Here is a 25,158-nt window from a genome sequence, read left to right on the forward strand (position 1 = left end):
CGTCAGCGCTTCGGCGTCACCCAGAGGTGGATGGTGCCCTGGACGACCACCGTGCCGTCCTTGCGGGTCGCCTTGACCGTGACGGGCACGTCGGGCGCGCCGGCCCAGTCGGCCTCGGTGGTCTCGGCCGTGCAGACGAGGTCTGTGGTCGACTTCGCGAGGTACTCGACCTCCATGCCCTTGGGCAGCCACCGGTGGTCCTTCGGGGTCGTCGCCTCGGCGAGCAGGCCCATGGCCGCCTCCAGCCCGTTGCAGACCGCGATCGCGTGCACGGTGCCGATGTGGTTCTGCACGCTGCGGCGCTTCGGGATGGCGATCTCCGCGTAGTGCGGACGCATCTCGCGCACGCGCAGGTGTATCGAGCCGAAGTACGGCGCCTTCTGACTGAACAAGATCGAGAAGAGGCGCTTGCCCTGCGGCAGCGCGGTCGTCTTCTGGTAGAGGTCGAGGGTCGACGGCATGGCCTCAGCCTACGACCGTGACACCATCGCTGTCAGCGTCCTGCGTCACACCTGAGCGGCGCGGATGCACAGCACGTCGGGCAGGTTCGTGCGGACCTCGGCCCACGTGCCGCCCTCGTCGTTGCTGACCCAGACGGCGCCGTGCCGCGTGCCGATGTAGAGGCCGACCGGGTCAGCGGTGTCGGAGCTGAAGCCGTCGCGCAGGACCGCGGTGTGCGCCTCGGCCGGGAGGCCCGGCCCGGTCTCCCGCCAGGTCTCCCCCGCGTCGTCGGACCGCCACACGGCCGGCTTGCCGGAAGGCGGGAACCGCTCGATGTCGGCGACGAGCGGGAAGACGTAGACGGTGCCCGGACGGTGCGGGTGGGCGACGATCGGGAACCCGAAGTCCGCCGGCAGGCCGTCGGCGATCGAGTGCCACGACCGGCCGGCGTCGTCGCTGCGGAACACGCCGCCGTGGTTCTGGGCGTACAGCCGGTCCGGGTCACCGGCGTCGACGGCGACCTTGTGCACGCACTGGCCGTACTCCGGCGTCTCGCCGGGGATGAACTCCGCGCCGATGCCTCGGTTGTACGGCGTCCAGGACGCGCCGCCGTCCTCGGTGCGGTAGACGCCGCCGGTGGACATCGCGACCGTCACCACGTCCGCGTCGGTGGGGTGCGGCACGATCGTGTGGATGGCCTGGCCACCGCCGCCCGGCTGCCAGTGCGGGCGGTGCGGGTGGTCCCAGAGGCTGCGGATGATCTCGAACGTCTCACCGCCGTCGGTGGAGCGGAAGATCGCCGACGGCTCGGTGCCCGCGTAGACGACGCCGGGCTGGTCGGCGGGCGCCGGCCGCAGCTGCCACACGCGCTCGAGCGCGGCACCGGTGTCCTCCGGGAAGCGGATGGCGCCGCCCTTGGTCTCCTCCCACGTCCGGCCGAGGTCGTCGGAGCGGAACACCTGCGGACCCCAGTGCGGGCTGGTGGCCCCCGCGAGCAGCCGCGCGGTTCCGGGCCGGGTGTCGAGCGCGACGGAGTAGATCTCCTGCATCGGGAACTGGGGCGCGTCCCAGGTCCAGCTGCCTCGGTCCTCGTCGGACCGACCGATGAACAGACCCTTGCGGGTGCCGACCAGCAGGACTGTCTCGCTCATGACGCCTCCGGTGCATATTCCTAGTTGGAACAGTACGCTAGGAGCGTGCCCCCCACGGTGTCAACGACGGCGTACGCGCTCCTCGGGCTCCTCATGCTGGACCCGGAGAGCTCCACCGTCGGGATGACCGGCTACGAGCTCAAGCAGCGCGCCGACCGCACGCTCCGGTTCTACTGGACGTCGCCGGCGATGAGCCAGATCTACACCGAGCTGGACCGCCTCGACGAACACGGCCACGTCTCCTCCACCGAGGCGCAGGAGGGCAAGCGCACCACGCGTCGGTTCACGATCACGGCCACGGGACGCGCGGCGCTGAACGACTGGCTGCTGGAGTCCACCGACGAGCTCCCGGTGCTCAAGCACCCGATCGCCATGCGCCTGATGCTCGGCAGCCTGATGGGGCCGGAGGCGGTCGAGGCGATGCTGACGACGTACGTCGACCGGCTCGCCGAGCGCCGCGCGGAGCTCCAGGAGGTGCGAGACCGGCTCGGCGACATCGAGCAGTTCCGCTTCCCCGCACGCGTGGCCGAGTGGGGCCTGTCGTTCTACGACAACGAGGCCGACATCGTGGCCCGCTTGCGCAAAGACATCAGCGGATCGCCGGACGCGGGACCCCCGCGAACACGGAGAGCGTGAACCACTCCGGCACCGCGCGACGCAGCGGCGCCGGACCGTCGACCTGGAGCGAGCCGGACTTCACCGCCGCTCCCCACTCCAGGTCTCCTCGCCAGACCGACGTCAGGGTGTGCAGTGAGGAGGAGATGCTGACGTTGACGTCGAACCCGGGGTCGACGTCGCACACGTCGGTCTCGTCCGCCGTGATCACCAGCCACCAGTCGCGCTGACCGCGCGGCGCGTCCGGGAACTGGAGCTGGACGACCGTGCGGCCCTCCGGGATCGCGGCCACGTCGACGCTGCGGTGCATGTCCCACACCAGCAGCTTGGGATCGAGGTCGACGTCCCCGAGCTCGCCGATCCATCGCGTGCCCCACGCACCGACGGCCTCGACCACGGGTCGCAGCTCCTCGCCGGCCTCGGTCAGGCGGTAGCGGACGTCGCCGCCGTCGGCGGTGCGCTCGACGATGCCCGCCCGCTCCAGCTGCTGCAGACGCCGTGACAGCAGCGTCGGTGACATGCGCGGCAGCCCGCGGCGCAGGTCGTTGAAGCGCTCGGAACCCATGACCAGCTCGCGGACCACGAGCATGGTCCACCGCTCGTCGAGCAGCTCCATGGCCTTCGAGACCGGGCAGAACTGGTGATACGGGGCACCCATGCTCGGGAGCGTACGCCGCAGTACAGATCGTGTACTAGGAACGCGATTCCAGGCTTCGTACGGTCGAGTCCTCACCCCCAAGGAGGACATCCCATGACTGATCAAGCCACCCTCACCGACGAGGACAGGGCGCTGAAGGCCAAGCACAAGACCATGTGGGCTCTCGGCGACTACCCCGCGGTGGCTGCCGAGATCATCCCGGATCTCGGACCCGTGCTGGTGGAGGCCTGCGGCATCACCGCGGGCGACACCGTGATCGACGTCGCCGCCGGATCCGGCAACGCCGCGATCCCCGCAGCACTGGCCGGTGCCGACGTCATCGCGAGCGATCTCGTGCCCGACCTGCTCGACGCCGGTCGCGCCGTGGCCGCCCAGCGAGGCGCGACCCTGCGCTGGGAGGAGGCCGACGCCGAGGCCCTGCCGTTCGGCGACGGCCAGGCCGACCACGTGATCTCCTGCGTCGGCGTGATGTTCGCGCCGCACCACCAGCCGGCCGCCGACGAGCTCGTGCGGATCTGTCGCCCCGGCGGCACCATCGGGCTCATCGCCTGGACGCCGGACGGCTTCATCGGCGAGCTGTTCGCGACCATGAAGCCGTTCGCGCCGCCGCCGCCTGCCGGCGTCCAGCCGCCCCCGCTGTGGGGCAGCGAGGACCACGTGCGGGAGCTGCTCGGCGACCGGGTCACGAACGTCCGCGCCGAGCGACGCACCGTCGCCGTGCCCGGCTTCACCGAGCGGGGCGACTTCCGTCGCTACTTCTCGGCGCGCTACGGCCCGACGATCGCGGTGTACAGCTCGCTGGCGGACGACCCGGAACGCACAGCGGCGCTCGACGAGGCGCTCGACGACCTGGCCGCGCGCCACGGCGAAGGCAGCCGCACGATGCAGTGGGAGTACCTACTGCTGACCGCCACGCGGGTCTGACGACGAACGTCCGGGTCGGGCTAGGCAGAATCGAGCGGGGGTGCCTCGAACGCCTCCAGCTCGACCCGGACCACGTCGAACGCGACCTGCGGGGCATAGCCCTTGCGCGCGAGCATGGCCGTCAGTCGGCGGATCTGCGTGGAGGAGTCCAGCCCCTGCATGGAGCGCAGCTTCTTCTGCACCAGCCGGTGGGCGTTCTGCCGCTCGACCTCGGGGTCGAGCTCGGACAGCACTTCGCGCGACGTCTCGTCGTCGACGCCCTTGCGCCGCAGCTCCATGGCCAGGACCTTCGAGGCGACGCCACGGCTGCGCTGACGGGACTGCACCCATGAGCGGGCGAAGTCCTCGTCGTCGATGAGGCCGACCTCCTCGAAGCGGTCGAGCACCTCACCGGCGACGTCGTCGGGGACGTTCTTCTTGGCCAGCGACTCCGCCAGCTCGGCCCTGCTGCGGGGCTGATCGGTCAGCCGCCGCAGCAGGATCGTGCGGGCGAACGAGGCCGGGTCGGACTCGGCGTCGCTCATGCTCAGAACTCGATGTCGCCCGGAGCGGCCATCGCGGGCTCGGCGTCGGCCGACGCGGCCTCGATGACGTCGATGACGTCGGAGTCGGCCGGCTCGTCGACCCGCGCCCCGACCCCCAGGTGCTCCTTGATGCGCTTCTCGAGCTCGTCGGCGAGGTCCGGGTTGTCCTTGAGGAACTGGCGGGCGTTCTCCTTGCCCTGCCCGAGCTGGTCGCCCTCGTACGTGTACCAGGCGCCGGCCTTGCGGACCATGCCCGCCTCGACGCCGACGTCGATGAGACTGCCCTCGCGGCTGATGCCTTGGCCGTACATGATGTCGAACTCGGCCTGCTTGAACGGCGGGGCCAGCTTGTTCTTGACCACCTTGATGCGCGTGCGGTTGCCGACCATGTCGGTGCCGTCCTTGAGCGTCTCGATGCGGCGGACGTCGAGCCGGACCGAGGCGTAGAACTTCAGCGCCTTGCCGCCCGTGGTGGTCTCCGGCGACCCGAACATCACGCCGATCTTCTCGCGCAGCTGGTTGATGAAGATGGCCGTGGTGCCGGAGCCGTTGATGGCGCCGGTCATCTTGCGCAGCGCCTGGCTCATGAGCCGGGCCTGGAGGCCGACGTGGCTGTCGCCCATCTCGCCGTCGATCTCGGCGCGGGGCACGAGAGCGGCCACGGAGTCGATGACGATGATGTCGAGCGCGCCGGAGCGGATGAGCATGTCGGCGATCTCGAGCGCCTGCTCACCGCTGTCGGGCTGGGAGATCAGCAGGGCGTCGGTGTCGACGCCGAGCTTGCGGGCGTACTCCGGGTCGAGCGCGTGCTCGGCGTCGATGAACGCCGCCACTCCCCCGGCCTTCTGCGCGTTGGCGACCGCGTGCAGGGCCACCGTGGTCTTGCCCGAGGACTCCGGGCCGTAGATCTCGACGACGCGGCCACGGGGCAGGCCCCCGATGCCGAGCGCGACGTCGAGCGCGGTGGCGCCGGTGGGGATGACGTCGATGGGCGCACGGCTGCGCTCACCGAGGCGCATGACGGCACCCTTGCCGTGGGCGCGGTGGACCTGGGCGATCGCGTTGTCGAGCGCCTTGGCCTTGTCGCTGTCGTTGGTCTCGCGACCGTTGCTGTCGCGGGTGGGGACCTCGCGCTGAGGACTCTTGGGAGGCATCTGAGGGATCCGTTCTCTCGGTGGGCGGCCGGTTGTCTTCGACGCTACGAGGACCCTCAGACATTCATGGACCTCTTCGATCCGCCTGTGGACGACGTCCTCGCACCGTCAACCTGTGAACGAACCTAGTACGAACATCTGTTCGATCAGGTGCGACACGCCGAGGTGGATCAGCCCAGTTCGACGAGCGCTGCGAGCACGTCCGGATCGAGGTCGCGGTCGGCATGGACCAGCCGTTCCGGACCGTCGGTGGACGGTCCGCGCCAGGCCAGCCGCAGCCCCGCGCGCTCGGCGACGCGTCCCGACGCCGGATTGTTGGCCAGGGACCGGGTGATGACGGGCAGGTCGGGCCGCAGCTCACGCGCCAGGGTGATGGCCTCCAGCGACACGTCGGTGGCCAATCCTCTCCCCCACGCCGACGGGGTGAACCGGTACCCGAGGTTCCACCAACGCTCGCGGGGGACCACGCCGGCGAGGCCCAGCAGCGCACCCGACGCGTCGCGCACCACCCACTGGCTGAGGCCGACCTCCTGCCACTCGCGGACGAACCGGTCGATCAGCGCGACCGTCTGCGCCACCTCGGTGAACCGGCCCGACGGAAAGTGGCGCCAGGTGCGGGATCGGAGAACAGTGCGTGGACGTCGTCGACGTCGGCCGACGTGACCGGGAGGAGGTCGACGCCGGGGATCAACGCTCGGTGGCCGGCAGCTCGAGCGTGGCGTGCACGGCCCGCCACACCGTCTTGGGCGTCTCGCCCGCGTCGAGCGCCTCGCGAGCGGTGCGGCCGCCGAGAAGCCGCATGACGTGCGTGTCGGCCCAGACGGCCGCGTACCCCGGACCGAGGTGGCGCTCCATGCGCTCCCAGAGCTCGCTGTGCCGCATCAGGCGGCGCTGGCGGACACGTCCGGGGTGATGGACGAGACGCTGGCCAGGTCCGTGGCCTCCTCGATGGCCAGCAGGGCGCTGACGTCGAGCAGGAGCTTCGAGAGCGGGACGTCCAGGGCGGCGGCGAGGGCCGCGAGCAGCTCGGAGCTGGGCTCCTTCTGGCCGCGCTCGACCTCGGAGATGTAGCCGAGGCTGACGCGGGCCCGGGCGGAGACGTCGCGCAGGGTCAGGCCCTGGGCGATCCGGCGGGCGCGGAGCACCTCACCGACCAGCTGTCGCATCGCGGTCATCGAGCACCTCCGTCCATGCCAGTCTCAACGACGGTCGTCCGTGGATTCTTCCCCCAGCCTAGCGACCAGGAGGGACAGCACGGCGTCGACGGTCTGCTCGCGGATCTCCAGGCGGCCTCCGGGCAGGTTCAGCTCCTCGGTGACGACGCCGCTGGGACCGGCCACGCCGATGTGGACACGGCCCACCGGCTTCCCCTCGCTCGGCTCGGGTCCGGCGTTGCCGGTGGTGGCGATGCCCCAGTCGGCACCCATCAGCTCGGCCACCCCGGTGGCCATCGCCGCGGCGACGTCGGCATGGACGGTGCCGACCCGCTCGATGAGGCCCTGGTCCACCCCCAGGACGTTCGACTTGGCGTCCGGCGCGTAGGCGACGACGCCGCCCATCAGCACCTCGGAGGCGCCGGGCACGTCGACGATCCGCGCGGTGACCAGGCCGCCGGTGAGCGACTCGGCGACCGCCACCGTGCCGTCGATCGCCCGGAGCACCTCGACGACGTCGATGACGACGCCGGTGCTCACGCGGCCTTCTGCTCGGATCGGAGGCGTCGGGCGTCCTGCACGTACTGGACGGCGGTGACGAGCGTGACGGCGACCGCGGCGGCCATCGTGACGTGCGTGGCCCAGCGCAGGACGTCGCTGATCGTGTTGTCCCAGATCTCGAACGGGAGCACGTAGCCGCCGATCGCCAGCGCCTGAAGGGTGGTCTTGATGCGTCCGCCCTGGCTGGCCGGCATGACGCCGTACTTCTTGACCACGAAGCGCATGAGCGTGATGCCCCACTCGCGCACGAGCAGCACGATGACGACGGTCCAGAACAGCCAATTGTCGAAGATGATCGCCAGCCCGACGAACGCCATGCCGGTGAGGGCCTTGTCGGCGATGGGGTCGGCCAGCTTGCCGAAGTTGGTGACGAGGCCGCGACTGCGGGCGATGTCGCCGTCGATGCGGTCGGTGATCATCAGCAGGCCGAAGGCGACCCACGCCCAGACGCGGAACGAGACGTCGTCCCCGCCGTCGGTGAGGAGCAGCCAGCCGAACACCGGGACGCCCAGGATCCGCAGCACGGTCAGCGCGTTGGCGATGTTCAGGTTGCTGGGCGGCGCAGCCGTCTCCATGGAGCCCCTTCGTGCCGAGCGGTCGTTGCTGAGCGGTCGACTCAGTATGCGGCAGGCGGTCGACGGCTTGCCAGGGCGGCCTCGGCCTCGTCGACCGAGACGTTCGTGGACAGTCCCACCGGCGCGCTGTAGATGTGCAGGCCGTCCAGGCTGACGACCTTCACCCGCGGGTCGTGCCGTCCGGTCCGCGGCTCGACGACGATCTCGGCCATCTCGTTCCACAGCAGCCCGATCCAGCTCTCGCGGTGACGCATGCGGACGCCGTGGTCGTCGGCCACGAACAGCGGCGTGCGGGAGTCCCTGACCCCGGGGAGGGTCAGCAGCCCGAGCCCGCCCAGCACCGCGACCGGGACCCAGAACAGCGGCTCGGACCGGTCGTACGCGAACCAGGCGAAGCCGAGGGCCAGCAGGAAGGCCGCGATGGTCAGCACGACGTACAGGCTCGTGCGCCTCAGGATCACGAACGGGGCGCGCTCGGTCACGGCGTCCGGGGGCGGGTCGTGCAGCATGCTCGTGGGTCCGTTCATCCGGCGCTGATGCTGGCCAGGACGTCGTCGAGGTCGTCGGCGTTGATGAGCACGTCACGCGCCTTGGAGCCCTCGCTGGGCCCGACGACGCCGCGGCTCTCCAGGATGTCCATCAGGCGCCCGGCCTTCGCGAAGCCGACCCGCAGCTTGCGCTGCAGCATCGACGTGGACCCGAACTGCGTGGTGACCACCAGCTCCACGGCCTGCAGCACGAGGTCCAGGTCGTCGCCGATGTCGTCATCCAGCTCCCGCTTGCTCGCCTGCGGGGCGGTGACGTCCTCGCGGTAGACCGGCTGCAGCTGGTCGCGGCAGTGCTTGACGATCTCCTTGATCTCCGCCTCGGTGATCCAGGCGCCCTGCATGCGCATCGCCTTGTTGGCGCCCATCGGCAGGAACAACCCGTCACCCTGGCCGACGAGCTTCTCCGCGCCCGGCTGGTCGAGGATGACCCGGCTGTCGGTGATCGAGCTGGTGGCGAACGCCAGCCGGCTGGGCACGTTGGCCTTGATCAGGCCGGTGACGACGTCGACGCTCGGGCGCTGCGTGGCGAGCACGAGGTGGATGCCGGCCGCGCGCGCCAGCTGGGTGATGCGGACGATCGCGTCCTCGACGTCGCGGGGGGCGACCATCATCAGGTCGGCGAGCTCGTCGACGACGACGAGGAGGTACGGGTACGGCGCCAGCTGGCGCTCGCTGCCCGGCGGCACCTGCACGGTGCCGGCGCGGACGGCCTTGTTGAAGTCGTCGATGTGCCGGAAGCCGAAGGCCGACAGGTCGTCGTAGCGCATGTCCATCTCGCGCACGACCCACTGCAGGGCCTCGGCGGCCTTCTTCGGGTTGGTGATGATCGGCGTGATCAGGTGCGGGATGCCCTCGTAGGCAGTGAGCTCGACGCGCTTGGGGTCGACCATGATCATGCGGACTTCGTCGGGCGTGGAGCGCATGAGGATCGAGCCGATCATCGAGTTCACGAAGCTCGACTTGCCCGAGCCGGTGGCGCCCGCGACGAGCAGGTGCGGCATCTTCGCGAGGTTCGCGACGACGAAGCCGCCCTCGACGTCCTTGCCGAGACCGATCACCATCGGGTGGTGGTCGCTGCGGGCCTTCTGCGACCGCAGGACGTCGCCGAGGCTCACCATCTCCTTGTCGACGTTGGGGATCTCCACGCCGATCGCGGACTTGCCGGGGATCGGGCTGAGGATGCGCACCTCGTTCGACGCCACCGCGTACGCGATGTTCTTGCTGAGGGCGGTGACCTTCTCGACCTTGACGGCAGGACCGAGCTCCACCTCGTACCGCGTGACCGTGGGGCCGCGGGTGTAGCCGGTGACCTGGGCGTCGATCTGGAACTGCTCGAGGACCTCGGTCAGGCGCTCGACGACCTCGTCGGACGCGGCGGAACGGGCCTTGTGCGGACTGCCCTCGCGCAGCACGGTGCTGTCGGGCAGCGAGTAGACGACGTCGCCGGACAGCGCGAGCTGCTCGGCGCGGGTGGGCAGCGGCTCGAGCGGCGGCTGCGGGACGGACTCGGTGTCCTCGGTGTCGGTGGCGTCCTCGACCGGGGCGGGACGCTTGGGCTTGACCGGGACCTGGCGGTCGTCGTCGGGGCCGTCGACCAGCGGGTTCTCGTACGGCTCGTCCGTGTGCACGGTGCGCGGATGACGCTTGCGCTCCGGCGCGGCCGGCTTCTCCTCGGCGGTGCGGCCGAGCGCCTTGTCGCGGAGGCCGCGGACGCGCTCGGGCACGGCGTGCAATGGCGTGCTGGTGACGACCAGGAGGCCGAACACGACGACGAGCCCGAGCAGCGGCGCGACCGCGTAGGGGCTCTTCAGCAGGTCGACCAGGATGGCCGAGAACAGGAAGCCGATCGCTCCCCCGGCCTCACGGACCGCGTCCATGTCGTCGGGACGCGGGACGCCGTGCGACAGGTGCACGAGGCCCAGCACGCCGCCACAGATGGCGGCCCAGCCGATGACCTGGCGACCGGCGGGACCGTTGCGGTCCGGGTGGCGCAGCGTCCGCCAGGCGACGACGACCAGCAGGATCGGGACGGCCCAGGCCAGCAGGCCGACGCTGCCCGTGGTGGCGGTGCGGATGCCGTCGCCGACGGCGCCCGGGATCTGCCACCACACCGAGGCCGCGACCACGATGGCCAGGCCGAGGATGCCGAACCCGACGCCGTCACGGCGCGCCTCGGGATCCAGGTCGGACGCCGAGTGGCCGATGCTGCGGGCGACCGCGCCGGTCATCCCGGCGAGGCCGAGCCAGATGGCGCGCAGCAGCCCGGCGAGACCGCCGAGTACCGTCGCGACCGGGCCCGGCCCGGAGCGGGCCGGCCGTCGTCTGGGCGCAGGTCGCCGTTGGGCAGGACGTTTGCGGGCGGCAGGCTTCTTGCGGGCCTGGCTGCCGGACGGCCGCTTGCGCGGCGGGGAAGACGTACGGGTCGCCATGCGCAAAGCCTAAAGGGAAAGTCGAGACTTGCCCGTCTCCCACGCCCGTGGAGGTTTACCCAGTTCAGTGGGGAAACCAGCACTCCTCGGGGCAAATTTGCCTGGAGGAGTGAAGGTTTCCCCGCTGAACCGGGTAAACCGCCTATCTCAGCGACGGGACCCCGACGCCGAGGGCCTGGTGGAACCGGCTCACGACGAGGCTCACGACCCGCGGGTCCGGGACTCCCCCGCCGATCAGCGGCTCGGTGACGAGGTCACCGCCGACGTGCCGGAACATCTCCGCCGACCGCCCGGGGGTCAGCACGTAGGACGCCACCACGACGCGGCGGCCGTAGGCGCGCGCGATGTCGACCGCGTCGGTGAGCGGCGTGTCGCGGCCGCCGACGGAGCCGATGTGCACCGGTCCGCCCCAGACCGCGCTGACCAGCTGCGCGGCCCGCGAGTAGCCGGCGATCGTCGCGTCGTCGTGCGACCCGGCCACCCCGAGCACGATCGAGTCACCCTTGCGCGCCCCGGCCTCCACGAGCCGCTGCACGCACACCTCGGCCAGCGCCCAGTCCGGACCGAGGGCTCTCGCGACCACCAGCGTCGGGTCGTTGCGGGCGGCGATGGAGAGCGCCGCGCCGACGTCGCCACCCTCGGTGAGCGTCAACGGCACGGCGACCCGGACGGGCGGACCGGCGGAGTCCGACGCCAGCAGGTCCGCCGGGACGTCGCGCACGTCCAGCGACGGGGCGTCCCGGCGCACGGCGCCGACCAGCATGCGCAGCGCCAGGCGCTCGGTGGCGTCGGACCGGGCCGAGGAGCAGGCGAGCAGGGCCTCGCTCGGAGAACGCATGGTCACCACCGCACCTCCCCCGGGGACCGGCCGGCCGTGGTGGGTCGTGCGTGACGCCCACGCACGGCCGGGTCGGTCGCTCCGCGTGGTCCGGCCCCGTTGCCGGACGTCTGCGACGCTAGCCAGCGCAGGTTTCCTGCGGGCCGCGGCGACGTTTCCGGCTGGTGAACTCCCGGGAATCAGGCCTCGAGGACGATCGGGATGATCATCGGGCGGCGGCGCAGCTTGCGGCCGGCGAACGACCCGACGGTGCGCCGCATGACCTGCTGCAGCTGCGCGGTGTCGTGGGTGCCCTCGGCGAGCGCCTCCTCCACGGCGGACACCAGGCGCGGCTGCACCTCGTCGAAGACGGCGTCGTCCTCGGCCAGGCCACGCGCGTGGATCTCCGGGCCCGACACGATCTTCCCGGTGGTGGAGTCGACGACGACGATCACCGAGATGAAGCCCTCGTCGCCGAGGATGCGGCGGTCCTTGAGCTCGGTCTCGGTGAGGTCGCCGACCGACGACCCGTCGACGTAGACGTAGCCGCACTCGACGGCGCCCGCGATCGAGGCGTGGCCGTCGACGAGGTCGATGGCGAAGCCGTCCTCGGCGAGCAGCACTGTGGGCACGCCGGTCTGGCGGGCCAGCGCGCCGTTCGCGTGCAGGTGCCGGATCTCGCCGTGCACCGGCAGGACGTTGGTGGGCTTGACGATGTTGTACGCGTAGAGGAGCTCGCCGGCCGAGGCGTGGCCGGAGACGTGCACGAGCGCGTTGCCCTTGTGCACGACGTGCGCGCCGAGCCGGGTGAGCCCGTCGATGACGCGGTAGACGGCATTCTCGTTGCCGGGGATCAGCGACGACGCGAGCAGCACGGTGTCGCCGGGCTCGATGCTGACCTGCGGATGGCTGTTGTTGGCGATGCGCGAGAGCGCCGCCATGGGCTCGCCCTGCGAGCCGGTCGACATCAGCACCATGCGCTCCGGCGGCGCGGCGTCGATCTTGTCGACGACGACGCCGTCGGGGACGTTCAGGTAGCCGAGCTCACGGGCGATCTGCATGTTCCGCACCATCGAGCGGCCGACGTACGCGACCTTGCGGCCGTGGCGGGCGGCGGCGTCGAGGACCTGCTGGACGCGGTGCACGTGCGACGCGAACGACGCCACGATGATGCGCTGCTCGCTGCGCGCGAAGACGGCGTCGATGGCGGGCGTGATGTTGCGTTCCGGCGTGGTGAAGCCGGGGACGTCGGCGTTCGTGGAGTCGGTGAGGAAGAGGTCGACGCCGGCCTCGCCCAGGCGTGCGAACGCCCGCAGGTCGGTGATCCGGCCGTCGAGCGGCAGCTGGTCCATCTTGAAGTCGCCGGTGTGCAGCGCGACGCCGGCCGGCGTCTTGATCGCGACGGCCAGCGCGTCCGGGATGGAGTGGTTGACCGCCACGAACTCGAGGCTGAACGGCCCCAGCTCCAGCGTGTCGTTCTCGCTGACGACGTGCCGCGGCACCTCCTTGAGGCGGTGCTCCTTGAGCTTCGGGTCGACCAGGGCGAGCGTCAGCTTGGAGCCGACGACCGGGATGTCGGCACGCTCGCGCAGCAGGTACGGCACACCGCCGATGTGGTCCTCGTGGCCGTGCGTGAGCACGATGCCGACGACGTCCTCGAGCCGGTGCCGGATGGGTCCGAAGTCCGGGAGGATCAGGTCGACGCCGGGGTGGTGCTCCTCCGGGAACAGGACCCCGCAGTCGACGACGAGCAGCTTGCCGCCGAACTCGAAGACCGTCATGTTGCGGCCGATCTCGCCCAGGCCGCCGAGCGGGATGACGCGCAGCGCCCCCGGCGCGAGCGCAGGGGGCGGCGGCAGCTCCAGGTGCATGTGGCTCAAGGGGACCTCAGCTCTCGAGAAGACCCGACGCCACCAGGCCGTCGCGCACGATGGCGACCTCCTCCTCGGTGGCTTCGGGCAGGGGGGCGCGGACGGTGCGGTGCTCGAGCACGCCGAGCAGCTGCAGCGCCACCTTCGCGGTGATCGCGCCCTGGGTGTGGGTCATCATGGCCCGCACGGCGGGCAGCAGACGGTCGTTGATGGCGCGGGCCGTGGCGAGGTCGCCGGCGTCGACGGCCTGCACCATGTCGCGGTAGTCGCCGGCCGCGGCGTGCGAGACGACGCTGACCATGCCGGCGGCGCCGATCGCCAGCCAGCCCAGGTTGAGGGCGTCGTCGCCGGAGTAGAAGCGGATGCCCGTCTCGCGCATCAGCCAGGCGCCCCGCTCGAGGTCGCCGACGGCGTCCTTGACCGCCACGACCAGCGGGTTGCGGGTCAGCTCTGTATACGTGGGCTCGGCGATCTCGACGCCCGTGCGCCCGGGGATGTCGTACAGGATGATCGGGACGTCCTCGCCGGCCCGGGCGATCTCCTCGACGTGCAGGACGATGCCCGACTGCGGCGGCTTGGAGTAGTACGGGGTGACGACGAGCAGGCCGTGCGCGCCGGCCTTGCGGGCCTGCTGGGCGAGCTCGACGCTGTGGTGCGTGTCGTTGGTGCCCACGCCGGCCACGACCGTGGCGCGGTCGCCGACGGCCTCGACGACGGCCGACAGCAGCCGGCCGTCCTCGGCGATGCTGGTGGTGGGCGACTCCCCCGTGGTGCCGCTGACGACCAGTCCGTCGTTCCCCTGGTCGACCAGATAGGTGGCCACGCGCTGCGCGGCGTCGAGGTCGAGCTCGCCGTCGGGCGTGAACGGCGTGGCCATGGCGGTCAGCACCCGTCCGAACGGCGCGGCCTCGGTGGCCAGGGGTGAGGTCATGGGTCGAGGTTACCGCGCGGAGGACGTCCTGCGTTTCTCGGACAGGCCGGTCCGAGAGTGCCAGCATCGAAGGGAACGATGCTTCAGGCAACCGGTTCACCCCGGGCCGGTTGGGAACGGCAGGGATCTCCATGAACACACGACTCACGACCAGCATCACCGCTGCAGCGGCCGGCCTCGGGCTCGCCGCCTTCCCTTTCACCTCAGCCGTGGCGGGCCCCGCACCGAAGGCGACGGGCGGCGTCGCCTGGAGCACGGCTCTCGACTACCCGGCCACAGCCGACTTCGTGGCGATGGGCACCAGTCCGGTGCGCGGCTCGATCACCTGTGACCCGGGCTCGCTGCCGCAGGCACTGATGACGGCGAACCAGCAGCTCACGGGCGGCAACCTCGTCGTGCACTGACGGACCGCCGACACGCCGCGACCCCCCACCCGGCACCATGGCGGCATGCCCGACTTCGAGCTCGACCGCGCGATCGCGTCGGAGCGCGTCTCCGACGGTGTGCACGCGGTCACCGTCACCGACGACTGGAACACCCCGAACGGCACGGCCAACGGCGGCTACGTCCTCGCCCTGATGCTCGGCGCCGTCCTCGAGGAGTCGCCGCTGCCGGACCTGCTCAGCATCTCGATCACCTACTTCCGCCCGCCCACGCCAGGTGAGGGAGTCGTGCGGGTAGAGCCGTTGCGGCTCGGACGTCGCGTCGCGACGTTCACGGCTGTCCTCGCGCAGGGCGACACCGACGTCGCCCATGCCGTGGTAAGCCTGCACGACGCCGACGCGACCGGCGACATCCAGAACCCGTCGCCACCGGCGCCGTCGATCGCCGCGCCGGAGGACTGCCACGACCTCATGGGGATCGTGCCGGTCGAGGACGCCCCGATCATCGGACGGTTCGACTACCGGCACGAGACGGTTCCCGGCTGGATGGTCGGAGAACCGAGCGGCGACATGTCGGCCACCTACTGGGTGCGGCCCAAGGACGGCCGCCCGGTCGACGCGCTCGCCGCGGCCGTGCTGGTGGACGCCTATCCACCAGTCACCACGGAGATCAACCAGATCCGCTCAGCGACCGTGCAGCTCACGGTGCACGTGCGCCGTCGTCCTTCGACGGGCTGGGTCCTCGCCCAGGTGCGCACGCAGCACGTCATCGACGGCTACCACGAGGAGGACGTCGAGCTCTGGGACGAGGACGGCAACCTCATCGCGCAGAGCCGTCAGCTGGCACTCCTGAGCTGATCAGCCGCGCTCGTAGGTGACGATCTCGAAGCCGTCGTGCTGGATGCTGCCGACGGGTCGCCAGCGCTCCCAGTCGACGGCCGGGAAGCGCGTGTCGCCGTCCGGCGACTGGGCGACCCGGGTGACGCACAGCAGGTCGACGAGGTCGCGCTCCAGCGCCTCGGCGTAGACCTGGCCACCGCCGACGACGAAGACGTCGTCGTCGAGCTCCTGTGCCCGGGCGAGGGCGGCGTCGAGGTCCGGCGCCGTCTCGACGCCCTCGGCTGACCAGGACGCATCCCGCGTGAGCACGATGGTCGTGCGGCCGGGTAGCGGCCGGCCGATCGACTCGAACGTGGTGCGGCCCATGATCATCGGGTGGCCGAGCGTGAGCTGCTTGAAGTGCGCGAGGTCCTCGGGCAGCCGCCACGGCAGGGCGTTGTCCACGCCGATGACGCCGTTGGACCCCATGGCCACGACCAGGGTCACGGTCATACGGCGATGGGCGCCTTGATCAGGGGGTGCGGGTCGTAGCCGGTGACCTTGATCGAGTCGAACGTGAACCCGTCGATGGAGGTGACCGACGGGTCGAGCCACAGCTCGGGCAGCGGCCGCGGGTCGCGGGTGAGCTGCTCGCGCGCCTGGTCGAGGTGGTTGAGGTACAGGTGGGCGTCGCCGAGGGTGTGGACGAAGTCGCCCACCCCGAGGCCGGTGACCTGCGCGACCATGTGCGTGAGCAGGGCGTACGACGCGATGTTGAACGGCACGCCGAGGAAGACGTCAGCCGAGCGCTGGTACAGCTGGCACGAGAGCCTGGCTGTGCCAGACGGATGGGGCGCGACGTAGAACTGGAAGAACGCGTGGCACGGCGCGAGGGCCATGGCGTCCAGGTCGGCGACGTTCCAGGCGCTCACGATGTGGCGCCGGGAGTCCGGGTCGGCCTGGAGCGACTCGACGACCTTGGCGAGCTGGTCGATGGTGCTGCCGTCCGGCGTGGGCCACGACCGCCACTGGTGGCCGTAGACCGGGCCGAGCTCGCCGCGCTCGTCGGCCCACTCGTCCCAGATGGAGATGCCGTTCTCCTGGAGCCACGACACGTTGGTGTCGCCCCGGACGAACCACAGCAGCTCGCCCACCACGGACTTGAGGTGGATCTTCTTGGTGGTGACCAGAGGGAAGCCCTCGGTGAGGTCGAACCGCATCTGGTGGCCGAAGACGCTGAGCGTGCCGGTGCCGGTGCGATCGCCCTTCTCGACCCCTTCGTCGAGGATCCGCTGCATCAGATCCAGGTACGCCCGCATGTCGCCAACACTACCCATCGAGCGCGACATCTCCTGTGCGAAACTCTGGTCATGCCGCCGCCCGAGTACGAGACCTCCCCGTCGGAGGTCCGGAACTTCGCCCGGCTGCAGCTCGGGCTCACCGCGGTGTTCCTCGTGCTCATCTACGCGATGATTGGCGGCCTCGGCGAGGACGTCATCCCGTGGTGGCTGATCGCCGCCCTGCTGGTGGCCGTGGTCGTCGGCGCCGTGCTCGCCGAGCGGGTCTGGATGTCGGCCACGCCGTTCCCCCCGGACACCGACCCCGAGGAGATGCGGGCCCAGGCGGTCGGCATCTTCGCCGGGCAGGTGGTCCGCAAGCAGGCGTACTGCCAGGCCCCGATCCTGCTGTCCGCCCTGGCCACGTTCGTCTTCCCGTACGGCGGCTGGCCCATCCTCGTCGGCGCCGTGCCCGGGCTGCTCGTCCTCGCGTTCGAGACCTGGCCGAGCCTGCGCAACACGTCGATCGCGGAGGCGATGCTGAACGCCGACGGTGCCGAGGCCGGACTGGTCGAGAGCTTCCGCGAGTGGTGACTGCCGACGTCAGCGCCCGGCTCGCCTGGCCGGACGACGCGAGCGCGATCGCCACGGTCCAGGTGGCCGCGTGGCGCGCCGACTACGCCGACGTGCTCGGAGCCGACGTCGTGAGCTCCCTGGACGTCGACGCCGTCGCCGCCCAGTGGGCCGCCTCGCTGACCGCTCCCCCGGACGCCCGGATGCGCGTGCTGGTCGCCCTGGAGCGAGCCACGGTGCGCGGCTTCGCGGTCGTCCACCCGAACGCCGACCCGGACGCCGACCCCGTGGCCGACGGCGAGATCGGCGAGCTCGTCGTCGACCCCGAGCACCGGAGCGCCGGGCACGGGTCGCGCCTGCTCCAGGCGGCGATCGACACGCTGGCGGCCGACAGCTTCACCCGGGCCCGCTGGTGGATGCCGGCGGACAACGACGGCCTGCGCACCTTCGCGACGTCGGCCGGCTGGGGTCCTGACGGCGCGCACCGCTCCGTCGAGGACGAGGCCGGCACGGTGGTCAAGCAGGTCCGGCTGCACACCGCACTGACCGCATGACGACGGACCGATCGGTCGTCGTCGACTCGCTGGGGGTCGGCGTGGCCACCGGCGCCTACGGCGTCTCGTTCGGCGCGCTGGCCACCACGTCCGGCCTGGACGTCTGGCAGGCGTGCGCGCTCTCGCTGGCCGTGTTCACCGGCGCGTCCCAGTTCGCGTTCATCGGCGTCGTCGCCACCGGGGGCAACCCCATCACGGGGGCGTTCACCGCGATCCTGCTGGGCAGCCGACTCCTGTTCTACGGGCTGAGCCTGGCGCCGCTGCTCCGGCTCGGGCGGGGAGCGCGGATCGCGTCGGCCCACCTGGTCATCGACGAGTCCACGGCGATGGCCACGCTCAGGCCGACGACCCGGCAGGCCCGCCTCGGCTTCTACTGGACCGGCGTGTCGATCTTCCTGCTGTGGAACCTGGCGACGCTGGCGGGAGCCGTGGCCGGCACCGCGATCGGGGACCCCCGCGACTACGGGCTCGACGCCGCCGTCGGCGCCGCGTTCCTGGGACTGCTCTGGCCGCGGCTGGACTCCTGGGCCACCCGGGCGGTGGCCGTGCTGGCCGCCGCCGTGGCGCTCGGGCTGGTGCCGTTCACGGCGGCGGGCGTCCCGATCATGGTCGGCGGAGCCGTGGCCGTCCTGCTCGGCCTGCGCTGGGCACGGGAGGTGACGGAGTGAACGCCACCTGGGTCGGCATCCTCGTCATGGCCGTCGGGTGCTTCTCGCTGAAGCTGGCCGGCCTCTCGGTGCCCGAACGGGTCCTGGCGCACCCGATGACGCGGCGAGCCGCCGACCTCATCCCGGTCGCCCTGCTCGGCGCGTTGATCGCGGTGCAGGTGCTCGGCGGCGACCACGAGCTCGTCGTCGACGCCCGGCTGGCCGCCCTCGGCGTCGCGGCCCTTCTGTACAGCCTGCGCGTGCCGTTCCTGCCGACCGTCGTCGCGGCCTCCGCCACGGCGGCGCTGCTCCGGCTGATGTGATGTCGGATTACCAGGTTCAGTGGGCAAACTTGCACATCTCACGGCAGATTTGCCGTGAGGAGTGTCGGCTTACCCACTGAACCTGGTAAACCGCGCTAGTCCAGGCCGAGGACGGGGTCGAGCCCGACGGTGAGGCCGGGGCGGTCGGCGACGGCCCGGACGGCGGCGACGACGCCCTGCATGAAGGACTGCCGGTCGTGGGAGTCGTGGCGGACGGTGAGGGTCTCCGCGGTGCCGCCGAGGACGACCTCCTGGCTCGCCACGAAGCCGCGCGACCGGATGGCGTGGACGGGCACGCCGGCGACCTTCGCGCCGCGCGCTCCGTCCGGGTCGTCGGTGGTGGCGTCGGGGATGTCGCCGCTGCCGGCCTTCGTGCGGGCGGCGGCGATCAGCTCCGCGGTGCGGGTGGCCGTGCCCGACGGCGCGTCGACCTTGTCCGGGTGGTGCATCTCGACCACCTCGACGGACTCGAAGAACGGCGCGGCCGTGGCCGCGAACCGCATCATCAGCACGGCGCCGATGGAGAAGTTCGGGACCACGAGGACATTGACGTCCGGGTGGTCGGCGAGCAGGTCGCGCACCTCGGCGATCCGCTCCTCGCCGAAGCCGGACGTGCCAACGACGACGTGGATCCCGTGCTCGACGCACCAGCGGACGTTGTCGAGCGCGGCACCCGGCTGGGTGAAGTCGAGGGCGACCTCGGCACCGGCCTCCGTGATCGCCGCGAGGTCGTCGTCGACGTCGATCTGCGCCACGACCTCCAAGCCGTCGGCGGCGTCGATGGCCTGCACGGACGCCGAGCCCATGCGTCCCTTGGCGCCCAGGACCGCTACGCGTGTCATGACGGCAACACTACTGACCGCAGGACGTCGAACCCGTCGAGAACCTCCGCGAAGGACGTGGAGAGCGGCGACAGGCCGAGGCGGAGCAGGTCGGGCCGCCGCACGTCCGGGATCACGCCGGCCTCGACGAGCCGGCGACCGGCCTCGGCGGCGTCGGGGACCTGGATCGAGACGTGGCTGCCGCGCCGGTCGGCCGCGCGCGGGCTGAGGACCGTGGCGCCGGCCTCGTCGAGCAGGTCGATCAGGTAGCTGGTCAGGCGAGTGGACTTCGCCCGGACGGCGTCGATCCCGGCCTCGGCCACCAGCTGGACGCCGCACTGAACCGCGACGATCCCGAGCACGTTCGGCGTGCCGCTCAGCATCCGACGGACGTCCGTCGCGGCCCGGTAGGCGTCGGCCATCTCGAACAGGTCTGCCGCGCTGAACCAGCCCATGATCGGCTGGTCCGCGGTCGCCAGGTGCTCGCGGGCGACGTACAGGAACGCCGGCGCGCCGGGACCGGCGTTGAGGAACTTGTACGTGCAGCCCACCGCGAGGTCGACGCCGGCCTCGTCCAGGTTCGTCGGCACGACGCCGGCGGAGTGGCAGAGGTCCCAGACGGCGAGCGCCCCGGAGTCGTGGATCTGCTCGGTGAGGGCCGGCAGGTCGAGCAGGGCCGACGACCGGTAGTCCACGTGGCTCAGGGAGACCACGGCGGTGCGCTCCCCCAGCACCTCGCCCAGGACGTCGGGCGTGACGTTCTCGACGAGGTCGGGCTGCAGCCAGCGCACGGTCATGGAGCGCTGCGCCGCGACCTGCTCGACGACATAACGGTCGGTCGGGAAGTCGGCGGCCGACGCCACGATCTCGTCGCGGCCCGGCCGCAGTCCGCAGGCCGCGTGCAGGACCTTGAACAGGTTGACCGTGGTGGAGTCCGCCACGAGCGTCTGCCCGGCCGCCGCGCCGAGGACGGCCGCGCCGAGCTCGTCGCCGACGTCGACGGGCAGGTCGAGCCAGCCCTCGTCCCACCCGCGGATCAGCCGTCTGGCCCACTCGTCGGTGACGAACGAGGCCAGTCGCTCCGCGGTGGCGCGCGGCGTCCGGCCGAGCGAGTTGCCGTCGAGGTACGCGACGACGTCGTCGGCGGGCAGGAAGCGGTCACGGTACGGCGCCAGCGGGTCCGAGGCGTCGAGCTCAGCCGCGACCCTACGGGCGCTGGTGCTCATGGTGGCGTGATCGTCTCACGAAGTCGGTCCGTCCGGGTCCGACATACTGACGCCCATGACCCGCTCCCCCGACGACCCCGAGCTCCGCGTCGGGCGGGCGAGGCGCGACATCACCGGAGAGCCGTGGGGCGTCGGGATGATGGGCTACGGGATGCCGGAGCAGTGGACGCGCGGGATCCTCACCCGCCAGTACGCGCGGGCCTTCGTGCTCGACGACGGCTCGGAGCGGATCGCCTACGTCGTCGCGGACATCGGGATGTTCTTCCAGGCAGCCGTCACGGAGATCCACGAGCGTCTCGAGCAGCGGCTCGGCGGCCTCTACACGGCCCGCAACACCGTGCTCACCGCCACGCACACGCACTGCGGACCCGGCGGCCACGGGCGGCACACGCTCTACAACATCACCACGGCCGGCTTCCACCCGCGGACGTTCGAGCGGCTGGTCGACGGCGTCGTCGACGCCATCGAGGCCGCCCACCGCGACGCTGCCCCTGTGACCGCGACGCTCACACGCGGACAGCTCACCGATGCCAGCACCAACCGCAGCCTGCCCGCGTTCAGCCGCAACCCCGAGGCCGACCGCGCCTTCTTCCCCGAGTCCAAGGACACCCTTGCCACCCTGATGCGGTTTGAGCGCGACGGGGCACTTGTCGGCTCCATCCACTGGTTCGCGGTGCACAACACGTCGATGACCAACCACACCACGCTGATCAGCTCGGACAACAAGGGCTGGGCGGCGCTGGCCTGGGAGCGGTCGGTGCCCGACCTCGTCGCCGGGTTCGCGCAGACCAACGCCGGCGACATCTCCCCCAATCTTCACGGTCGCGCCGGTCACGGCCCCACGGACGAAGAGCAGGAGAACACCCGGGTCGTCGCCGAGCGCCAGCTCGCGTCGGCGCAGGTGCTCGCGACGGCGGCCGGCGAGGCGCTGAGCCCGCTGCTGCAGGCCCGCATGACCTACGTCGACCTGGGACGCCGGACCACGCCGGTCGGTCCGACCGGACGGGCCGTGCTGGGCGCGTCGTTCGCAGCCGGGACGACGGACGGCGAGGGCTCGCCGATGTTCCGGCGCGGGAAGCGCAACCCGGCGCTGCAGCGTCTCAGCGAGTGGCTGTACGGCCGGAGTCCCGCCCTGGCGGCCGCCCACGCCCCGAAGGACCTGTTCCTCCCGCTCGGGGTGTTGCGTTGGGGCCAGGAGGTCCTCCCGGTCCAGCTCGTCCGCATCGGCAGCCTCTACCTGATCTGCCTCCCGCTCGAGGTGACGGTCACCGCCGGCCTGCGACTGCGCCGGCTCGTCGCCGAGATCCTGGCCACCGACCTCGACCACGTGCTCGTGCAGGGCTACGCGAACGGCTTCGCGCACTACATGACCACGCCCGAGGAGTACGACGAGCAGGACTACGAGGGCGGCAGCACGATCTTCGGCCGTCAGCAGCTGCCCGCTGTCGCGGAGGTCGTCCGCGACCTCGCCGAGGCGATCCGGGACGGCCGCCCGGTCGACCCCGGCGACCCGCCACCGTCGCACCGCGTGCGCTGGGTCGCGCCGACGGGCTCCCCGCGGCTCGAGCAACCGCAGCGCATCGAGATCCGCTCCGCGCCCACGGCGGTGCCGACGGGCTGGACCGTGCGCGTCGAGGTCGCCGCCGACCACCCGAACGCCGAGATCCGGCCCACCTACCTGGTGGTCGAGCGCGAGACTCCGGATGGCTGGGAGACGGTCGCCGACGACAGCTCGTTCGACACGTCGATCCGCTGGCACCGCCGCGGCCGCCGGTGGGACGCCACCATCACCTGGGTCGCCGGCGAGCCGGGGACCTACCGCGTGACCTACGTCGGCCGTGAGTCCGCCACCACGGAGCCGATCACCGTGGCCTGAAACGTCCTTTCGACAGGCTCAAGGACCGGAACGGTCGTTGAGCCTGTCGAAACGACTACTGATCAGGCGTCGGCCGAGACCTCGGTCGACTCCTCGGCCGCGTCGTCGGCGGACGCCTCACCGGCGTCGTCACCGAGGACCGGGACGAGCGACATCTTGCCGCGGTCGCCGAGCTCGGCGATCTCGACCTGGATCTTCTGGCCGACGGACACGACGTCCTCGACCCGCTCGACGCGCTTGCCGCCGTTGAGCTCGCGCAGCTTGCTGATGTGCAGCAGGCCGTCCTTGCCCGGGAGCAGCGAGACGAACGCACCGAAGTCGACCGTCTTGACGACCGTGCCGAGGAAGCGCTCGCCGACCTCGGGCATCGTCGGGTTGGCGATCGCGTTGATCGCAGCCCGCGCGGCCTCGGCGGCGTCGCCGTTGTCGGCGCCGACGTAGACCGTGCCGTCGTCCTCGAGTGAGATCTGGGCGCCGGTGTCGTCCTGGATCTGGTTGATGACCTTGCCCTTCGGGCCGATGACCTCACCGATCTTGTCGACCGGGATCTTGATCGTCAGGATCCGCGGGGCGTACGGGCTCATCTCGTCAGGCTCGCTGATCGCCTCGGCCATGACGTCGAGGATCGTGAAGCGAGCCTCGCGGGCCTGCGTCAGCGCACCGGCGAGCACGTCGGCGGGGATGCCGTCGAGCTTGGTGTCGAGCTGCAGCGCCGTGACGAACTCACGCGTGCCGGCGACCTTGAAGTCCATGTCGCCGAACGCGTCCTCGGCACCGAGGATGTCGGTCAGCGTGACGAACGTCTGCTTGCCGTCGACCTCGCCGGAGATGAGGCCCATCGCGATGCCGGCGACCGGGGCGCGCAGCGGCACACCGGCGTTGAGCAGGCCGAGCGTCGAGGCGCAGACCGAGCCCATCGAGGTGGAGCCGTTGGAGCCGAGGGCCTCGGACACCTGACGGATCGCGTACGGGAACTCCTCGCGCGTCGGCAGCACCGGCAGCAGCGCGCGGCCGGCGAGAGCGCCGTGACCGATCTCGCGACGCTTGGGCGAGCCCACGCGGCCGGTCTCACCGGTGGAGAACGGCGGGAAGTTGTAGTTGTGCATGTAGCGACGCGTGGTCTCGGGCGAGAGCGTGTCGAGCTTCTGCTCCAGGCCGAGCATGTTCAGCGTGGTGACACCCAGGATCTGGGTCTCGCCGCGCTGGAACAGCGCCGAGCCGTGGACGCGCGGGATGACGCCGACCTCAGCGGACAGCGCACGGATGTCGGCGAGGCCACGTCCGTCGATGCGCACCTGGTCCCGGAGCACGCGCTCGCGGACGAGGTTCTTGGTGACCGAGCGCAGCGCGGCGCCGATCTCCTTCTCGCGGCCCTCGAACTGCGCGCCGAGCTGGTCGAGCACGTCGGCCTTGATCTCGGACTCGCGCGCCTCGCGGTCGGCCTTGCTGACGATGGTCAGCGCCTCGGAGAGCGGGCCGGACGCGGCAGCGGCGACGGCCTCGTAGACGTCGTCCTCGTAGTCGAGGAAGACCGGGAACTCCTGGACCGGCTTGGCGGCGGCCGAGGCGAGCTCGGACTGCGCCTCGCACAGCTGGCGGATGACGCTCTTGGCGGCCTCGAGGCCACCGGCGACGACCTCCTCCGTGGGCGCCTGGACGCCGCTCTGGACGAGGTCCCAGGTGGACTCGGTGGACTCGGCCTCGACCATCATGATCGCGACGTCGTCACCGGCGATGCGGCCGGCGACGACCATGTCGAAGACGGCGTTCTCGAGCTGGCTGTGCGACGGGAAGGCGACCCACTGGCCCTCGATGAGGGCGACGCGGGTGGCGCCGATCGGGCCGGAGAACGGCAGACCGGAGATCTGCGTGGACGCCGAGGCGGCGTTGATCGCGAGGACGTCGTACGGGGCGTCCGGGTTGAGCGCCAGGACCGTGATGACGACCTGGACCTCGTTGCGCAGGCCCTTCTTGAAGGTCGGGCGCAGCGGGCGGTCGATCAGGCGGCAGGTGAGGATCGCGTCCTCGCTCGGGCGGCCCTCACGACGGAAGAACGAGCCGGGGATGCGGCCCGCGGCGTACATGCGCTCTTCGACGTCGACGGTCAGCGGGAAGAAGTCGAACTGCTCCTTCGGGTGCTTGCCGGCCGTGGTGGCCGACAGCAGCATCGTGTCGTCGTCGAGGAAGGCCGCGACGGAGCCGGCGGCCTGGCGGGCCAGCTGGCCGGTCTCGAAGCGGATGGTGCGGGTGCCGAAGCGTCCGTTGTCGATGACGGTCTCGGCGGTGTGCAAGGTGGAATCCGACAT

28 protein-coding genes and 1 pseudogene are annotated in these 25,158 nt (G+C 71.3%); 9 read left to right on the forward strand and 20 right to left on the reverse strand.

Annotation, left to right across the window (positions count from 1 at the left end; all coding sequences use genetic code 11):
* Positions 1-2: 2 nt before the first annotated feature.
* Together FHP06_RS03310 and FHP06_RS03315 are read right to left on the reverse strand one after the other, a co-directional pair.
* On the reverse strand, positions 3-461 hold the full coding sequence (locus tag FHP06_RS03310) for a hotdog fold domain-containing protein (protein WP_147683723.1): 459 nt from the start codon (positions 459-461) through the stop codon (positions 3-5).
* Positions 462-506: 45 nt separating this feature from the next.
* A complete protein-coding gene (locus tag FHP06_RS03315; protein WP_147683725.1) occupies positions 507-1,592 on the reverse strand; it encodes a WD40/YVTN/BNR-like repeat-containing protein in 1,086 nt (361 codons plus the stop codon).
* Between the two features lie 45 nt (positions 1,593-1,637).
* Here FHP06_RS03315 and FHP06_RS03320 point away from each other — a divergent pair, with 45 nt between their 5' ends.
* Positions 1,638-2,228 carry a PadR family transcriptional regulator gene (locus tag FHP06_RS03320; RefSeq protein WP_147683727.1) on the forward strand — a complete coding sequence of 197 codons (591 nt, stop codon included), beginning with the start codon at positions 1,638-1,640 and terminating at the stop codon, positions 2,226-2,228.
* Here FHP06_RS03320 and FHP06_RS03325 read toward each other — a convergent pair.
* Positions 2,182-2,865 carry a winged helix-turn-helix transcriptional regulator gene (locus tag FHP06_RS03325; protein ID WP_147683729.1) on the reverse strand — a complete coding sequence of 228 codons (684 nt, stop codon included), beginning with the start codon at positions 2,863-2,865 and terminating at the stop codon, positions 2,182-2,184. The two genes, FHP06_RS03320 and FHP06_RS03325, sit on opposite strands and share 47 nt — an antisense overlap.
* A gap of 93 nt (positions 2,866-2,958) precedes the next feature.
* On the opposite strand from FHP06_RS03325, the gene FHP06_RS03330 reads away from it, so the two are divergent.
* On the forward strand, positions 2,959-3,789 hold the full coding sequence (locus tag FHP06_RS03330) for a class I SAM-dependent methyltransferase (protein WP_147683731.1): 831 nt from the start codon (positions 2,959-2,961) through the stop codon (positions 3,787-3,789).
* 20 nt (positions 3,790-3,809) lie between these two features.
* Here the strand turns inward: FHP06_RS03330 and FHP06_RS03335 are convergent, their stop codons facing one another.
* From FHP06_RS03335 to dapA, 12 genes and pseudogenes are all read right to left on the reverse strand, one after another.
* Positions 3,810-4,313, reverse strand: a complete 504-nt coding sequence (locus FHP06_RS03335) for a regulatory protein RecX (protein WP_147683733.1) — start codon at positions 4,311-4,313, stop codon at positions 3,810-3,812.
* 2 nt (positions 4,314-4,315) lie between these two features.
* Complete coding sequence (gene recA / locus FHP06_RS03340) at positions 4,316-5,371, reverse strand: recombinase RecA (RefSeq protein ID WP_456236634.1); 1,056 nt, start codon at positions 5,369-5,371, stop codon at positions 4,316-4,318.
* A gap of 266 nt (positions 5,372-5,637) precedes the next feature.
* Positions 5,638-6,069, reverse strand: a pseudogene (locus tag FHP06_RS03345) (GNAT family N-acetyltransferase); the annotation flags it as partial.
* Positions 6,070-6,154: 85 nt separating this feature from the next.
* Entirely contained in the window at positions 6,155-6,349 is a 195-nt protein-coding gene (locus FHP06_RS03350) for a DUF3046 domain-containing protein (protein WP_147683738.1), read from the reverse strand.
* Positions 6,349-6,642 (reverse strand): helix-turn-helix domain-containing protein, encoded by a 294-nt coding sequence (locus FHP06_RS03355; RefSeq protein WP_147683740.1) that lies wholly within the window; start codon positions 6,640-6,642, stop codon positions 6,349-6,351. Before FHP06_RS03355 ends, FHP06_RS03350 begins: the two co-directional genes overlap by 1 nt.
* A gap of 24 nt (positions 6,643-6,666) precedes the next feature.
* Positions 6,667-7,161 (reverse strand): CinA family protein, encoded by a 495-nt coding sequence (locus tag FHP06_RS03360; protein WP_222706330.1) that lies wholly within the window; start codon positions 7,159-7,161, stop codon positions 6,667-6,669.
* The gene (locus FHP06_RS03365; RefSeq protein WP_147683742.1) at positions 7,158-7,757 is read right to left on the reverse strand and encodes a CDP-alcohol phosphatidyltransferase family protein; all 600 of its coding nucleotides are present in this window, start codon (positions 7,755-7,757) and stop codon (positions 7,158-7,160) included. The genes FHP06_RS03360 and FHP06_RS03365 overlap by 4 nt, the downstream gene beginning before the upstream one ends.
* Before the next feature lie 41 nt (positions 7,758-7,798).
* Entirely contained in the window at positions 7,799-8,284 is a 486-nt protein-coding gene (locus FHP06_RS03370) for a hypothetical protein (RefSeq protein WP_147683744.1), read from the reverse strand.
* Complete coding sequence (locus FHP06_RS03375; RefSeq protein WP_147683746.1) at positions 8,281-10,734, reverse strand: FtsK/SpoIIIE family DNA translocase; 2,454 nt, start codon at positions 10,732-10,734, stop codon at positions 8,281-8,283. Before FHP06_RS03375 ends, FHP06_RS03370 begins: the two co-directional genes overlap by 4 nt.
* 142 nt (positions 10,735-10,876) lie before the next feature.
* Positions 10,877-11,572 carry a sirohydrochlorin chelatase gene (locus FHP06_RS03380; protein WP_147683747.1) on the reverse strand — a complete coding sequence of 232 codons (696 nt, stop codon included), beginning with the start codon at positions 11,570-11,572 and terminating at the stop codon, positions 10,877-10,879.
* Positions 11,573-11,751: 179 nt separating this feature from the next.
* Positions 11,752-13,431 (reverse strand): ribonuclease J, encoded by a 1,680-nt coding sequence (locus FHP06_RS03385; RefSeq protein WP_147683749.1) that lies wholly within the window; start codon positions 13,429-13,431, stop codon positions 11,752-11,754.
* Between the two features lie 7 nt (positions 13,432-13,438).
* The gene (gene dapA, locus FHP06_RS03390) at positions 13,439-14,353 is read right to left on the reverse strand and encodes a 4-hydroxy-tetrahydrodipicolinate synthase (RefSeq protein ID WP_147683751.1); all 915 of its coding nucleotides are present in this window, start codon (positions 14,351-14,353) and stop codon (positions 13,439-13,441) included.
* A gap of 131 nt (positions 14,354-14,484) precedes the next feature.
* Here dapA and FHP06_RS03395 point away from each other — a divergent pair, with 131 nt between their 5' ends.
* Together FHP06_RS03395 and FHP06_RS03400 are read left to right on the forward strand one after the other, a co-directional pair.
* Positions 14,485-14,757, forward strand: coding sequence for a hypothetical protein (locus tag FHP06_RS03395; RefSeq protein ID WP_147683753.1), 273 nt, complete (start codon positions 14,485-14,487; stop codon positions 14,755-14,757).
* A gap of 45 nt (positions 14,758-14,802) precedes the next feature.
* The gene (locus FHP06_RS03400) at positions 14,803-15,594 is read left to right on the forward strand and encodes a thioesterase family protein (RefSeq protein WP_147683754.1); all 792 of its coding nucleotides are present in this window, start codon (positions 14,803-14,805) and stop codon (positions 15,592-15,594) included.
* On the opposite strand, the gene FHP06_RS03405 is transcribed toward FHP06_RS03400, so the two are convergent.
* Entirely contained in the window at positions 15,595-16,068 is a 474-nt protein-coding gene (locus FHP06_RS03405; RefSeq protein ID WP_147683756.1) for a dihydrofolate reductase, read from the reverse strand.
* On the reverse strand, positions 16,065-16,874 hold the full coding sequence (locus tag FHP06_RS03410; RefSeq protein WP_147683758.1) for a thymidylate synthase: 810 nt from the start codon (positions 16,872-16,874) through the stop codon (positions 16,065-16,067). Before FHP06_RS03410 ends, FHP06_RS03405 begins: the two co-directional genes overlap by 4 nt.
* A gap of 51 nt (positions 16,875-16,925) precedes the next feature.
* Between FHP06_RS03410 and FHP06_RS03415 the strand changes: the two genes are divergently transcribed.
* From FHP06_RS03415 to FHP06_RS03430, 4 genes are read left to right on the forward strand one after another with little or no spacing between them, the layout of a single operon-like run.
* Positions 16,926-17,426, forward strand: a complete 501-nt coding sequence (locus tag FHP06_RS03415) for a hypothetical protein (RefSeq protein ID WP_147683760.1) — start codon at positions 16,926-16,928, stop codon at positions 17,424-17,426.
* Complete coding sequence (locus FHP06_RS03420; protein ID WP_147683762.1) at positions 17,420-17,959, forward strand: GNAT family N-acetyltransferase; 540 nt, start codon at positions 17,420-17,422, stop codon at positions 17,957-17,959. Before FHP06_RS03415 ends, FHP06_RS03420 begins: the two co-directional genes overlap by 7 nt.
* Entirely contained in the window at positions 17,956-18,627 is a 672-nt protein-coding gene (locus FHP06_RS03425; protein WP_147683764.1) for an AzlC family ABC transporter permease, read from the forward strand. The genes FHP06_RS03420 and FHP06_RS03425 overlap by 4 nt, the downstream gene beginning before the upstream one ends.
* Positions 18,624-18,929 carry an AzlD domain-containing protein gene (locus FHP06_RS03430; RefSeq protein WP_230973387.1) on the forward strand — a complete coding sequence of 102 codons (306 nt, stop codon included), beginning with the start codon at positions 18,624-18,626 and terminating at the stop codon, positions 18,927-18,929. The genes FHP06_RS03425 and FHP06_RS03430 overlap by 4 nt, the downstream gene beginning before the upstream one ends.
* A 95-nt stretch (positions 18,930-19,024) precedes the next feature.
* Here the strand turns inward: FHP06_RS03430 and dapB are convergent, their stop codons facing one another.
* Both dapB and kynU read right to left on the reverse strand, forming a co-directional pair.
* Positions 19,025-19,771 carry a 4-hydroxy-tetrahydrodipicolinate reductase gene (gene dapB, locus FHP06_RS03435; protein ID WP_147683766.1) on the reverse strand — a complete coding sequence of 249 codons (747 nt, stop codon included), beginning with the start codon at positions 19,769-19,771 and terminating at the stop codon, positions 19,025-19,027.
* Positions 19,768-20,976 carry a kynureninase gene (gene kynU / locus FHP06_RS03440; protein ID WP_147683768.1) on the reverse strand — a complete coding sequence of 403 codons (1,209 nt, stop codon included), beginning with the start codon at positions 20,974-20,976 and terminating at the stop codon, positions 19,768-19,770. Before kynU ends, dapB begins: the two co-directional genes overlap by 4 nt.
* Positions 20,977-21,031: 55 nt before the next feature.
* Between kynU and FHP06_RS03445 the strand changes: the two genes are divergently transcribed.
* A complete protein-coding gene (locus tag FHP06_RS03445) occupies positions 21,032-22,852 on the forward strand; it encodes a neutral/alkaline non-lysosomal ceramidase N-terminal domain-containing protein (protein WP_147683770.1) in 1,821 nt (606 codons plus the stop codon).
* A 62-nt stretch (positions 22,853-22,914) separates the two neighbouring features.
* Here the strand turns inward: FHP06_RS03445 and FHP06_RS03450 are convergent, their stop codons facing one another.
* Entirely contained in the window at positions 22,915-25,158 is a 2,244-nt protein-coding gene (locus FHP06_RS03450; RefSeq protein WP_147683772.1) for a polyribonucleotide nucleotidyltransferase, read from the reverse strand.

It is taken from the genome of Aeromicrobium terrae, from assembly GCF_008039565.1.
Classification (GTDB): domain Bacteria; phylum Actinomycetota; class Actinomycetes; order Propionibacteriales; family Nocardioidaceae; genus Aeromicrobium; species Aeromicrobium terrae.

What these genes read in the sequence shown, in the direction of transcription:
- FHP06_RS03310 (WP_147683723.1), bottom strand. Translation starts at nt 461, where the DNA reads ATGCCGTCGACCCTCGACCTCTACCAGAAGACGACCGCGCTGCCGCAG.
- FHP06_RS03315 (WP_147683725.1), bottom strand. Translation starts at nt 1,592, where the DNA reads ATGAGCGAGACAGTCCTGCTGGTCGGCACCCGCAAGGGTCTGTTCATC.
- FHP06_RS03325 (WP_147683729.1), bottom strand. Translation starts at nt 2,865, where the DNA reads ATGGGTGCCCCGTATCACCAGTTCTGCCCGGTCTCGAAGGCCATGGAG.
- FHP06_RS03330 (WP_147683731.1), top strand. Translation starts at nt 2,959, where the DNA reads ATGACTGATCAAGCCACCCTCACCGACGAGGACAGGGCGCTGAAGGCC.
- FHP06_RS03335 (WP_147683733.1), bottom strand. Translation starts at nt 4,313, where the DNA reads ATGAGCGACGCCGAGTCCGACCCGGCCTCGTTCGCCCGCACGATCCTG.
- FHP06_RS03350 (WP_147683738.1), bottom strand. Translation starts at nt 6,349, where the DNA reads ATGCGGCACAGCGAGCTCTGGGAGCGCATGGAGCGCCACCTCGGTCCG.
- FHP06_RS03355 (WP_147683740.1), bottom strand. Translation starts at nt 6,642, where the DNA reads ATGACCGCGATGCGACAGCTGGTCGGTGAGGTGCTCCGCGCCCGCCGG.
- FHP06_RS03365 (WP_147683742.1), bottom strand. Translation starts at nt 7,757, where the DNA reads ATGGAGACGGCTGCGCCGCCCAGCAACCTGAACATCGCCAACGCGCTG.
- FHP06_RS03370 (WP_147683744.1), bottom strand. Translation starts at nt 8,284, where the DNA reads ATGAACGGACCCACGAGCATGCTGCACGACCCGCCCCCGGACGCCGTG.
- FHP06_RS03375 (WP_147683746.1), bottom strand. Translation starts at nt 10,734, where the DNA reads ATGGCGACCCGTACGTCTTCCCCGCCGCGCAAGCGGCCGTCCGGCAGC.
- FHP06_RS03380 (WP_147683747.1), bottom strand. Translation starts at nt 11,572, where the DNA reads ATGCGTTCTCCGAGCGAGGCCCTGCTCGCCTGCTCCTCGGCCCGGTCC.
- dapA (WP_147683751.1), bottom strand. Translation starts at nt 14,353, where the DNA reads ATGACCTCACCCCTGGCCACCGAGGCCGCGCCGTTCGGACGGGTGCTG.
- FHP06_RS03395 (WP_147683753.1), top strand. Translation starts at nt 14,485, where the DNA reads ATGAACACACGACTCACGACCAGCATCACCGCTGCAGCGGCCGGCCTC.
- FHP06_RS03400 (WP_147683754.1), top strand. Translation starts at nt 14,803, where the DNA reads ATGCCCGACTTCGAGCTCGACCGCGCGATCGCGTCGGAGCGCGTCTCC.
- FHP06_RS03405 (WP_147683756.1), bottom strand. Translation starts at nt 16,068, where the DNA reads ATGACCGTGACCCTGGTCGTGGCCATGGGGTCCAACGGCGTCATCGGC.
- FHP06_RS03410 (WP_147683758.1), bottom strand. Translation starts at nt 16,874, where the DNA reads ATGCGGGCGTACCTGGATCTGATGCAGCGGATCCTCGACGAAGGGGTC.
- FHP06_RS03415 (WP_147683760.1), top strand. Translation starts at nt 16,926, where the DNA reads ATGCCGCCGCCCGAGTACGAGACCTCCCCGTCGGAGGTCCGGAACTTC.
- FHP06_RS03425 (WP_147683764.1), top strand. Translation starts at nt 17,956, where the DNA reads ATGACGACGGACCGATCGGTCGTCGTCGACTCGCTGGGGGTCGGCGTG.
- dapB (WP_147683766.1), bottom strand. Translation starts at nt 19,771, where the DNA reads ATGACACGCGTAGCGGTCCTGGGCGCCAAGGGACGCATGGGCTCGGCG.
- kynU (WP_147683768.1), bottom strand. Translation starts at nt 20,976, where the DNA reads ATGAGCACCAGCGCCCGTAGGGTCGCGGCTGAGCTCGACGCCTCGGAC.
- FHP06_RS03445 (WP_147683770.1), top strand. Translation starts at nt 21,032, where the DNA reads ATGACCCGCTCCCCCGACGACCCCGAGCTCCGCGTCGGGCGGGCGAGG.
- FHP06_RS03450 (WP_147683772.1), bottom strand. Translation starts at nt 25,158, where the DNA reads ATGTCGGATTCCACCTTGCACACCGCCGAGACCGTCATCGACAACGGA.